The sequence below is a fragment of the Paraburkholderia sediminicola genome, assembly GCF_046027355.1.
Classification (GTDB): domain Bacteria; phylum Pseudomonadota; class Gammaproteobacteria; order Burkholderiales; family Burkholderiaceae; genus Paraburkholderia; species Paraburkholderia sediminicola_B.
Window position 1 is genome coordinate 69,579 of sequence record NZ_JAQQEK010000036.1, and the last position, 10,032, is coordinate 79,610.

The following is a 10,032-nucleotide window of genomic DNA, read 5'->3' on the forward strand; positions in this document are numbered from 1 at the left end:
TCATTGACCTTCGGATTCAGTGGACGACGCCGTTTGCGTCGTGGATGCGAGCGGCGTCGCGATGGTGGCAACTGGCAAACGGCCGCCGAGCATCTGCTGCAAATCGCTCTGCGCGAGCCAGTAGTCCTTCAATGCGTCGATCGCGCTATTCACCGCGCCGATCTGGTCGCGTGAATCGGCGAGCAGTTCGAACACGCTCGCGAGCATGCCGTTGTAGCGAAGCAGCAGTTCATCGGAGATGGTTTTGCGGAGCGGCACGACTTCGTCGCGATAGTGCTTCGCGAGGTCGTAGTCGGACACGTAGGCCGAATATGCTTCGCGCACTTCCGAACGCGCGTTGATCGCGGTCTCGGCGACGCGATTCGCCGACTGCATGTAGATCGCTTCGGCACGCGCCACTTTGGCGCTGCCCCAGTCGAAAAGCGGAATCTCGACGCTGATCTCGTAGCCCTGCTCGCGCCCGTCGGAAGTCGTGAAATTGTTCTGATAGCCGACGTCCAACACGTTGATGAAACGCGTCGTTTTGCTCAACCCCAGTGAACTGGCGATGCTTTGCGTTTGCAGTTTCGCGGCCTGGATGTCGAGCCTGTTTTGCATCGCGAAGGTCTCCAGGTCGTGCAACTCGGGGCGTGTGTCAGGCAGATCCGGCAGACGCTCGGGCAATGCGTATTGCGCTTGTGAACCCCAGAGGCCCATCACGCGAGTAAGCTTTTCTCGCGCGGACACCGACTGCTGCCGCGCTCTTGCCACTTGCGCCGTGGCCTCCGCATAGAAGGCCTGCTCGCGCGCGTAATCGAGCTTGCTGAAGTTGCCGGCCTGCTGCATGCGCCATGCGAGTTCGGCGCCGGCCTCGGCCGAGTCCTTCACCTGCTCCGCGTAGGCGGCCGATTGCCTGGCAGCGACTGCACGGATGTAGGCGCGCCGCGCATCGGCGGCGACCTCAAGCATGGCGTTTGCGGCCAGCAAGCGGGTCTGTTCGAAACGGCGGCTTTCGATGCGCGTCGTCAACGGCATCGTCAATACGCGCAACATGCCGAGCGTGAACGTGCGGCTGATACTCAGGTCATCGCCACCATGCGTGCGGCTGAACGAGAAGCCGGGATTCGGCAAGCGTCCCGCCTGAACGAGGTCCGCTTCGGCGATGCCCAACTCGCTGTACGAGGCCTGCAAGCCGCGGTTGTTCAGCAGCGCGATCTGGACGGCGGCGTCCATGCCGAGCGGCGCGGAAAGCAGTTCCTGCGTGCGTTTGGCGACGGTACTTCGGTCCTCGTCGGTCTTGATCAGTACGGCATCTTTGCCGAGCCGCTCGGACGCGGCGGTCGATACCGCGCCGAAGCCGCCGTCCTTCGAGAACGTCGTGCAGCCGGCGAGTAATGTCACCGCGATGGCAATTGCCATAGTGCGGGTGGCTGGAAACAGGCACGGCCTCATTTTTCCGCCCCTTTGCGATGGGGATCGTCGCCGTCTTCTTTAGCGTCAGCGATGCTCGAATGCATCGGTCCGTGGCTCGCTCCAGCGTGCCTCGCTGGATTCGCCACCGCGCGATTGAGCGCCGGCCAGCTCGGCGCTTGCTGCTCACGGTATGGCCGATAGTCGGCCAGGGCGGAGGGCGCCTCGCTCGCCGGCACGGATGCCGCCGGATTCGCCGGATCAGGAAGTATGGGGGTGGCGTGCGCGAGCGCCGGCAGACATGCCGTCGCGCCCAGCAGCGCCGCAATGAACGTTCGCATGAATCGTCTCGTCATGTACGGCCATGACGGACGACGCACAGCCGTCCATCAAGGCGAAATGGAACACGCAGCGGGAGGCTGCGAAAGAACTAGACGAGAGAGATGCGGGGAGGCCGTTCGACGCCGCCGGTCAGAAACGACGTGGCACGGACGGCGGGAGGCAGGGGAACAGCGAAATGAGCCGCGTTGGCGGACAGGGACGCGACTGGTGTGATCGGCAGCGCGCCGCCGAAACAGCAGGACGCGCAAGTGGAGCACGCGTGCGCATGATGCTCGCCACCCGCGGGACTGTGATGCTGGAGATGGGCACTGGCGAGCGTGTCGGCCTGCTCGGCCATCATCGCGGCATGGTCGTGATGCTGGGCCATTGCAGCGGCTGCCTCAGGGCGCGTGGGCGCCGCATCGCCCACGGAATGCGAGGACTCGCATTTCATGGAGACGGCCGCGAACGACTGAACCGGGAGGCTCAGCACGAGCAGCACGACGATGAAGAGTTTTCGCCAGTAAGACATGGGTATGAAGTCTAGCACGCAGGTTTGCAAAATCGTAAGGCTGCGACGATGCCGCGCGTGATGGCTTTGAGTGCCTAGCTACGGATTTCAGCCAACCACGAAAACCTGCTTGACCTTACCGCCGTGGGAAGGTCCACGCTTGAGTCATGACTTCTCATTGGAGGTAGGAAATGGAATTTGCCATCCCGGATATGTCGTGCGGCGGCTGCGCCAACGCCATCACGCGCGCAGTCACGAGTCTCGACCCTGCCGCGAAGCTCGAAGTCGATGTCCCCGTTAAAATCGTCAAGGTCACCTCGACGCTGGCGGCCGAACAACTCATCGAGGCCATCGAGGCGGCGGGCTTTCATCCGTCGCTGAGAGCCTGATGGACAACCTTTTCCCAACGGACATTCACAATGAAAAAACTTCGCGCCTTTCGCACCCTTTGCCTGTTCAGCGGCTTTGCGTTTGCTCTCGCGGCCATGCCCGTCCACGCCCAGCAACCGGCCGCCATGCCCGGCATGGACATGTCCAAGTCAGCGGATGCAGGCGCCGGCGATGCGACGCAAGCGTTCAAGGCCGCCGACGACAAAATGATGCAGGACATGAGCGTCGACTACACGGGCAACGCGGACAAGGACTTTGTCGCTCATATGATTCCGCATCATCAAGGGGCGATCGAAATGGCGCAGGTCGAGTTGAAGTATGGCAAGGACCCGGAGTTGAAGCGGCTGGCCAGAAACATCATCAAGGCGCAGCATGATGAAATCGCGTTCATGAAGAGTTGGCAGGCGAAGCACGGGGTGAAGTGAGGGCACTGCGCGAGTCGAAGGAGACGATCATGACCGACACCCAGCGGCTCAATTACCTACGGATCGCGCTGGTCCTGACGGGCATCACGGCCATTGGCCTTTACCCGCTGATGATCGTCTGGCCGGACGGCTGGGTCTGGCATACCGGACATTCGGAATATCCCCTGATGATTGTCGGCATTTACGCCACGCTGGGTGTGTTCCTGATTTTGGCGGCACTGACCCGTGGCGACAAAGCCAGATTTCTACGAGAGTAACGCTAAGTTCGGTTTCATGCCGCTTCGCTTGCACGAGGCCGGCGCAATCGATCGCACGGCCGTGGCGTCCAAGCACCTCTATCATCGAACGCCCCCGTCCACGCTGCCTGCCGCCACAGCGGCAGAAGCAGCAGAAACACCGGCCATCTCACCCCTGCTCCTGCGCCACCCTGCCGGCGGCATCCCGAACTCCCGCTTGAAAGCCCGATTGAACGCCGCCTCCGACTCATAACCCACCTGATCCGCCACCGCCGCCAGCGACTTCGTCCCGCCACGCAACTCCTGCGCGGCGATTTGCAAACGCCAATGCGCGAGATACTGCATGGGCGGCTGACCGAGCAGCTGCGTAAACCGCTGCGCCAGCGCGGACCGCGACAAACCCGCCTTGCGCGCCAGCTCATCGACTGTCCACCCATGCGCCGGCTGCGCATGCATCAGCGCCAGCGCACGGCCGACAAACCGGTCCCCCACGCCCGCCAGCCAGCCCTTCCGATCGGACGGCAGCGCATCGATGCAACGCCGCACCGCCTCCACGAAAAGCAGTTCCGATAGACGCGCAAGAACGATCGCGCTGCCCACGCGCCATTCCGCCGCCTCGGCCGCCGCGAACCGTAACGACGATTCGAGCCACGCGGACTGCGGGTCGTTACGCATGTCGACCTTGAAGATGCGCGGCAGCGCGGAGAGCACCGGGTTGCTCAACGTGTCGTCGCACGCGAGAAAGCCGCACACCAGACGCGTGCGTTCTCCACCACCGCCGTAGCGAAGCGCCATCAACTGTCCCGGCGCATTCCGCAACTGACTCTCGAGCAGTTCGCCAGTGGGTCCGGGCGTGATGTCGAGCGAACTGCCGAGCAGATGCGCTTCGCCTTGCGGCACGACGAGTAGTTCGCCGGCAGCGACGTAAATAGCGGACTCAGGGTCGCCCGGGAGCGCAGCCCAGCAGCCTCCCTCGGTGATCAGGTGGTAGGAGACGATACGTTCTGCTGGAGGAAGGAAACTGCCGCACAGCGCCGCGTCCGCCTGGCCGTACAAACACCAGGGTGCAGTGAAGTCGCCGTTTAGATACACCGCACCACCAAGGCGAACCAGGCGGAGGACGTCGGAGAGCGCATCCATCATGGGGTCCAGGAACTTCGGCGTCCTGCGCAAAAGATCTGGACGCCTGGTCATTCATCGATTCAACAGCCGCACTGATACTAGCATCCATGCGAATCCCTTACAACAATGTTAAGGAATCTTGAATGAACAGAATACTTAACCTCTATTAATAAGGCACCACATGAATTCATAGACCCTGGCGCAATAACACTAGCGTGCATCGCACAACTTTTCTCAGGAGCATCTCCATGTCTGAAGTCCATTCTTCTTCATCACAAACCTCCGAATTCGCTGACGTCAAAACGCGTCAGCACGCTGCGTGGGAAACGGGCAACTATGCCGTCGTCGGCACGACGCTTCAGATCGTCGGAGAAAATTTGTGCGAGGCGCTCGATCTGCGCGCCGGCAGCCGCGTGCTCGATGTCGCGGCGGGAAACGGCAACGGCACGCTCGCCGCCGCGCGCCGCTGGTGCGATGTCACGTCGACCGACTACGTGGCCTCGCTGCTCGACGCGGGTCAGGCGCGCGCGCGAGCGGAGGGTCTGACAGCGGTGCAGTTCCGCGAAGCCGATGCCGAAGCGCTGCCCTACGCGGATGCCTCCTTCGATGTCGTCATGTCGACCTTCGGCGTCATGTTCACGCCCAATCAGGAGAAGGCGGCGAGCGAGCTGGCACGCGTGTGCAAACCCGGCGGCAAGATCGGCCTCGCGAACTGGACGCCGGATAGCTTCATTGGCGAGGTGTTCAAGACGATCGGCAAATACCTGCCTCCGCCGCCCGGCCTCAAATCGCCGGCACTGTGGGGCACCAGGGCGCGGCTCGACGAACTCTTTCACGGCAATGTGCGCAGTGTCGCCGTAACGAGCCGCGAATTCACGTTCCGTTACCGCTCGCCGGCGCATTGGCTCGAGGTATTCCGGACTTACTACGGCCCGATCAACAAGGCATTCGCCGCGATGGACGACGAACGGCAAGCGGCCTTCCAGCGCGATCTCATGACGCTGATGGAAAGCCGCAACCGGTCGGGCGACGGGACACTCGTGCTGCCCAGCGAGTATCTCGAGATCGTGATGGTGCGGCAATGAACGGGGTCGGCCGCGTACTGGCCGGCGCGGCTGTCTACTTTTTCAATCGATGGCCAAAGGTCAGCGTCGTCGGCTTGCGGTGTATGTCGCTAGCTTTCGGCCTGCCGCTGTTTTCGTCCGTTTGCTTCTTCGGTCTTCGGTTCGTTCTCGCCAGCTTCGGGCTGATGTCTTAGGCTTCGCCGTTGCATCAAACCCGTTTTTCCCGGCTTCGTCCTTTCCGGACGAAGCCGGATGTCCGCAGGATCGCGCGCCCGTCTTTTGTTTTCGCGCCGTTCGTCAAACCGTCACGACGATCTTGCCGAATTGTTCGTTCACCTCTCCTGCGGCACGCGCACCCACCCTTCCATCAGCACCCGCGCGCTGCGGCTCATGATGGCCTTGGTGACCGTCCACTCGCCGCCGCTCTCGCTCGCCTCGGCGCCGACCCGCAACGTCCCTGACGGATGCCCAAAGCGCACCGACTCCTTCGCGCCGCCGCCCGCCGCGAGATTCACGAGGGTCCCTGAAATCGCCGCCGCCGTGCCGATCGCCACCGCGGCCGTGCCCATCATCGCGTGATGCAGCTTGCCCATCGACATCGCCCGCACCAGCAGATCGACATCGCCCGCGCCGATGCGCTTGCCGCTCGACGCCACGTAGTCCGCCGGCTTGGCGACGAACGCGACCTTCGGCGTATGCTGGCGCGTCGCGATCTCGTCGAGATGCTTGATCAGCCCCATGCGCAGCGCGCCGTGCGCGCGAATCGTCTCGAACATCGCGAGCGCCTTGTCATCGCTATTGATGGCGTCCTGCAACTCCGTGCCCTTGTAGCCGATCGATTCCGCGTCGACGAAGATGGTCGGAATGCCGGCGTTGATCATCGTCGCCTTCAGCGTGCCGACGCCCGGCACCTGCAGGTCGTCGACCAGGTTGCCGGTCGGGAACATCGAGCCGCCCGCGCCCTCTTCTTCCGCGGCCGGATCCATGAATTCGAGCTGCACTTCCGCGGCCGGGAACGTGACGCCGTCGAGTTCGAAGTCGCCGGTTTCCTGCACGGCGCCATCGGTCATCGGCACATGTCCGATGATCGTCTTGCCGATGTTCGCCTGCCAGATGCGCACGGTCGCCACGCCGTCGCGCGGAATCAGGCTCGGATCGACGAGGCCCGCGCTGATCGCGAACGGCCCGACAGCGGCGGAGAGATTGCCGCAATTGCCGCTCCAGTCGACGAAGGCCTTATCGATCGACACCTGGCCGAACAGGTAATCCACGTCGTGATCGGGCCGGCTGCTTTTGGCGATGATCACCGTCTTGCTGGTGCTCGACGTCGCGCCGCCCATGCCGTCGATCTGCTTGCCGTACGGATCGGGGCTGCCGATCACGCGCATCAGCAACGCGTCGCGCGCGGCGCCCGGCACTCGGGCCGCTTCGGGCAAGTCTTGCAGGCGGAAGAACACGCCCTTGCTGGTGCCGCCACGCATGTAGGTGGCCGGAATCTTGATCTGGGGTTGGTGGGCCATGAAAGTCGTGTCCTGATGTGGGTGGGTGCTATGGCATAGCGCGCCATATCACCCTGTCCCGCGTTGTAGCGTTCGCCGCTTCAAGCGAAGCGATCTAAAAAACCAGCCAGCCTCAAGCCGCCGCCTTCGACGACTCGAGAAAGTCCTGCGCAAAGCGTTGCAACACGCCGCCGGCTTCGTAGATGGAAACCTCTTCAGCGGTATCGAGCCGGCACGTCACCGGCACCTCGACCCGCTCGCCGTTCTTGCGATGAATCACCAGCGTGAGGTCCGCGCGCGGCTTGCGCTCGCCGACCACGTCGAAGGTTTCCGTGCCGTCGATGGCAAGCGTGAGCCGGTTCACACCAGGCTTGAACTCCAGCGGCAGCACGCCCATGCCCACCAGATTCGTGCGGTGAATCCGTTCGAACCCTTCGGCGACGATCGCTTCCGCGCCGGCTAGCCGCACGCCCTTCGCCGCCCAGTCACGCGACGAACCCTGGCCATAGTCGGCGCCGGCAATCACGATCAGCGGCTGCTTGCGCTCCATGTAGGTTTCGATCGCTTCCCACATGCGCGTGACCTTGCCCTCGGGCTCGATGCGCGCGAGCGATCCCGCCTTCACCTTGCCGTCTTCGAGCACCATCTCGTTCTTCAACGTCGGGTTGGCGAAGGTCGCGCGTTGCGCCGTCAGGTGATCGCCGCGGTGCGTCGCGTAGGAATTGAAGTCCTCTTCCGGCAAGCCCATCTTCGCCAGATATTCGCCCGAGGCGCTGTCCGCCAGAATCGCGTTGGACGGCGACAGGTGATCGGTCGTGATGTTGTCGCCCAGCACGGCGAGCGGACGCATGCCCTTGAGCGTGCGCTCACCGGCAAGCGCGCCTTCCCAATACGGCGGACGGCGAATGTAGGTGCTCATCGGACGCCAGTCGTAAAGGGGATTGGCTTTCTCGCCCGTGTCGACGGAAACGGCGAACATCGGCTCATACACCTTGCGGAATTGCTCCGGCTTCACGCTCGACGCGACGATCGCATCGATCTCCGCATCCGACGGCCAGATGTCCTTCAGCGTGACCGCATGACCGTCGGCATCGATACCGAGCACGTCTTTCTCGATGTCGAAGCGGATCGTGCCCGCAATCGCATAGGCCACCACCAGCGGCGGCGACGCGAGGAAAGCCTGCTTCGCGTACGGATGGATACGGCCGTCGAAGTTGCGGTTACCCGACAGCACGGCGGTCGCATACAGATCGCGCTCGACGACCTCCTTCTGGATCACCGGATCCAGCGCACCGGACATGCCGTTGCACGAGGTGCACGCATACGCGACCACGCCGAAGCCCAGTTGCTCCAGTTCGGGCAGCAGCCCGGCCTCTTCCAGATACAGCGTGACCGCCTTCGAGCCCGGCGCGAGCGAGGTCTTCGCCCACGGCTTGCGAGTCAGTCCGCGCCGATTCGCGTTACGCGCCAGCAGGCCGGCGGCGATCATGTTGCGCGGATTGTTGGTGTTCGTGCAGCTCGTGATCGCGGCGATGATCACCGCGCCGTCCGGCATCAGGCCCGGCTCGTTCTCCACCTTGCCGCTGATGCCGCGCGCCGCCAGTTCCGACACCGGCAAACGGCGATGCGGATTGGACGGGCCGGCCAGCGTGCGCACCACGGTCGACAGATCGAACGTCAGCACGCGTTCATACTCGGCATTGACGAGGCTGTCCGCCCACAGGCCCGTTTCCTTCGCATACGTTTCCACGAGTTTGACGAGTTCGTCATCGCGGCCGGTGAGTTTCAGGTACTTGATGGTCTGCTCGTCGATAGAAAACATCGCGGCCGTGGCGCCGAATTCGGGTGCCATGTTGGCGATGGTCGCGCGGTCGCCGAGCGTCAGCTTGGCCGTGCCTTCGCCATAGAACTCGAGGTACGCGCCGACCACTTTTTCCTTGCGCAGGAATTCGGTCAACGAGAGCACGACGTCGGTCGCCGTGATGCCTTCAGCCGGCTTGCCCGTCAGTTCCACGCCGACGATATCCGGCAGGCGCATATACGACGCGCGGCCCAGCATCACGCTTTCCGCTTCGAGCCCGCCCACGCCGATCGCGATCACGCCGAGCGCGTCCACCATCGGCGTATGCGAGTCGGTGCCGACCAGCGTATCGGGAAACGCCACGCCGTCTTTCACCTGCACCACCGGGCTCATGCGCTCCAGGTTGATCTGATGCAGGATGCCGTTGCCCGGCGGAATCACGTCGACGTTCTTGAAGGCGCGCTTGGTCCAGTTGATGAAGTCGAAGCGGTCTTCGTTACGGCGGTCTTCGATCGCGCGGTTCTTCGCGAACGCATCCGGGTCGAACCCGCCGCACTCGACGGCAAGCGAATGGTCGACCACGAGCTGCGTCGGCACCACCGGATTGACCATCGCCGGATCGCCGCCTTGCGCGGCAATGGCGTCGCGCAGGCCGGCGAGGTCGACGAGAGCGGTCTGGCCGAGAATGTCATGACACACCACGCGCGCCGGGAACCACGGGAAATCCAGCTCGCGCTTGCGTTCGATGATCTGCCTGAGCGACGCGGTCAACGTGACCGGATCGCAACGGCGCACAAGGTTTTCGGCCAGCACGCGCGACGTGTACGGCAGCTTGTCGTAAGCGCCGGGCTGGATCGCGTCGACCGCGGCGCGCGTGTCGAAGAAATCGAGCTGGGTGCCGGGAAGGCGTTTGCGGTTTGCAGTATTCATGGCGTAGGGGACAAAACAGTAATGATCCGGGGACGATGGCGGCGGCCGATCACGATCGGCGGCCCCTTTTTAATGACGTTTCCCTGGCGAGCCAGTCAGGCAGTACGTGTAGTTTAGCTTGCGGCAGCGTGCCGGTCGGGTTTGCGGCCGGCCGTGTCAATGCGCCGCAAAAAACGGCCTTGGCCCGGGGTTTCAGCGAGCCAAGGCCCAACTTCATTGCGCCGCGCTCTTTAGACGCAATGGAGGAGAAACGCTTGCATTCGCGCGGCTACGCGCTCACGCGTCCGATGGCGATGAATACGCCTCAAGCGCGTTTCGCGAGCGGCACGAACGGCAGATCGTCG

Annotated in this window: 10 protein-coding genes; 4 read left to right on the plus strand and 6 right to left on the minus strand. The window is 63.4% G+C overall.

What is annotated here, in order from left to right:
• The 3 genes from PQR42_RS38130 to PQR42_RS38140 form a co-directional block, all read right to left on the minus strand.
• Positions 1 to 1,431, minus strand: coding sequence for a TolC family protein (locus PQR42_RS38130; RefSeq protein WP_408391028.1), 1,431 nt, complete (start codon positions 1,429 to 1,431; stop codon positions 1 to 3).
• A complete protein-coding gene (locus PQR42_RS38135; RefSeq protein WP_408391031.1) occupies positions 1,428 to 1,730 on the minus strand; it encodes a hypothetical protein in 303 nt (100 codons plus the stop codon). The genes PQR42_RS38130 and PQR42_RS38135 overlap by 4 nt, the downstream gene beginning before the upstream one ends.
• Before the next feature lie 89 nt (positions 1,731 to 1,819).
• Positions 1,820 to 2,242 carry a hypothetical protein gene (locus tag PQR42_RS38140; protein ID WP_408391034.1) on the minus strand — a complete coding sequence of 141 codons (423 nt, stop codon included), beginning with the start codon at positions 2,240 to 2,242 and terminating at the stop codon, positions 1,820 to 1,822.
• 170 nt (positions 2,243 to 2,412) lie between these two features.
• Between PQR42_RS38140 and PQR42_RS38145 the strand changes: the two genes are divergently transcribed.
• The 3 genes from PQR42_RS38145 to PQR42_RS38155 are packed head-to-tail and all read left to right on the plus strand — an operon-like array spanning position 2,413 to position 3,293.
• Entirely contained in the window at positions 2,413 to 2,610 is a 198-nt protein-coding gene (locus PQR42_RS38145; RefSeq protein ID WP_132381944.1) for a heavy-metal-associated domain-containing protein, read from the plus strand.
• A 30-nt stretch (positions 2,611 to 2,640) separates the two neighbouring features.
• Complete coding sequence (copM, locus tag PQR42_RS38150) at positions 2,641 to 3,036, plus strand: CopM family metallochaperone (protein WP_408212826.1); 396 nt, start codon at positions 2,641 to 2,643, stop codon at positions 3,034 to 3,036.
• A 29-nt stretch (positions 3,037 to 3,065) separates the two neighbouring features.
• Positions 3,066 to 3,293 carry a DUF6632 domain-containing protein gene (locus tag PQR42_RS38155; protein ID WP_408212823.1) on the plus strand — a complete coding sequence of 76 codons (228 nt, stop codon included), beginning with the start codon at positions 3,066 to 3,068 and terminating at the stop codon, positions 3,291 to 3,293.
• A gap of 81 nt (positions 3,294 to 3,374) precedes the next feature.
• Here the strand turns inward: PQR42_RS38155 and PQR42_RS38160 are convergent, their stop codons facing one another.
• On the minus strand, positions 3,375 to 4,412 hold the full coding sequence (locus PQR42_RS38160) for an AraC family transcriptional regulator (RefSeq protein ID WP_408213111.1): 1,038 nt from the start codon (positions 4,410 to 4,412) through the stop codon (positions 3,375 to 3,377).
• A 230-nt stretch (positions 4,413 to 4,642) separates the two neighbouring features.
• Between PQR42_RS38160 and PQR42_RS38165 the strand changes: the two genes are divergently transcribed.
• Complete coding sequence (locus PQR42_RS38165) at positions 4,643 to 5,479, plus strand: class I SAM-dependent methyltransferase (protein ID WP_408391037.1); 837 nt, start codon at positions 4,643 to 4,645, stop codon at positions 5,477 to 5,479.
• Positions 5,480 to 5,790: 311 nt separating this feature from the next.
• On the opposite strand, the gene prpF is transcribed toward PQR42_RS38165, so the two are convergent.
• Both prpF and acnD read right to left on the minus strand, forming a co-directional pair.
• On the minus strand, positions 5,791 to 6,978 hold the full coding sequence (prpF, locus tag PQR42_RS38170) for a 2-methylaconitate cis-trans isomerase PrpF (RefSeq protein ID WP_408391040.1): 1,188 nt from the start codon (positions 6,976 to 6,978) through the stop codon (positions 5,791 to 5,793).
• Between the two features lie 112 nt (positions 6,979 to 7,090).
• On the minus strand, positions 7,091 to 9,688 hold the full coding sequence (acnD, locus tag PQR42_RS38175; RefSeq protein WP_408212814.1) for a Fe/S-dependent 2-methylisocitrate dehydratase AcnD: 2,598 nt from the start codon (positions 9,686 to 9,688) through the stop codon (positions 7,091 to 7,093).
• Positions 9,689 to 10,032: the final 344 nt, after the last annotated feature.

Coding starts and splice junctions, on each gene's coding strand:
- PQR42_RS38165 (WP_408391037.1), top strand. CDS start 4,643: ATGTCTGAAGTCCATTCTTCTTCATCACAAACCTCCGAATTCGCTGAC.
- PQR42_RS38145 (WP_132381944.1), top strand. CDS start 2,413: ATGGAATTTGCCATCCCGGATATGTCGTGCGGCGGCTGCGCCAACGCC.
- PQR42_RS38160 (WP_408213111.1), bottom strand. CDS start 4,412: ATGGATGCGCTCTCCGACGTCCTCCGCCTGGTTCGCCTTGGTGGTGCG.
- PQR42_RS38155 (WP_408212823.1), top strand. CDS start 3,066: ATGACCGACACCCAGCGGCTCAATTACCTACGGATCGCGCTGGTCCTG.
- PQR42_RS38140 (WP_408391034.1), bottom strand. CDS start 2,242: ATGTCTTACTGGCGAAAACTCTTCATCGTCGTGCTGCTCGTGCTGAGC.
- acnD (WP_408212814.1), bottom strand. CDS start 9,688: ATGAATACTGCAAACCGCAAACGCCTTCCCGGCACCCAGCTCGATTTC.
- copM (WP_408212826.1), top strand. CDS start 2,641: ATGAAAAAACTTCGCGCCTTTCGCACCCTTTGCCTGTTCAGCGGCTTT.
- prpF (WP_408391040.1), bottom strand. CDS start 6,978: ATGGCCCACCAACCCCAGATCAAGATTCCGGCCACCTACATGCGTGGC.
- PQR42_RS38130 (WP_408391028.1), bottom strand. CDS start 1,431: ATGAGGCCGTGCCTGTTTCCAGCCACCCGCACTATGGCAATTGCCATC.
- PQR42_RS38135 (WP_408391031.1), bottom strand. CDS start 1,730: ATGCGAACGTTCATTGCGGCGCTGCTGGGCGCGACGGCATGTCTGCCG.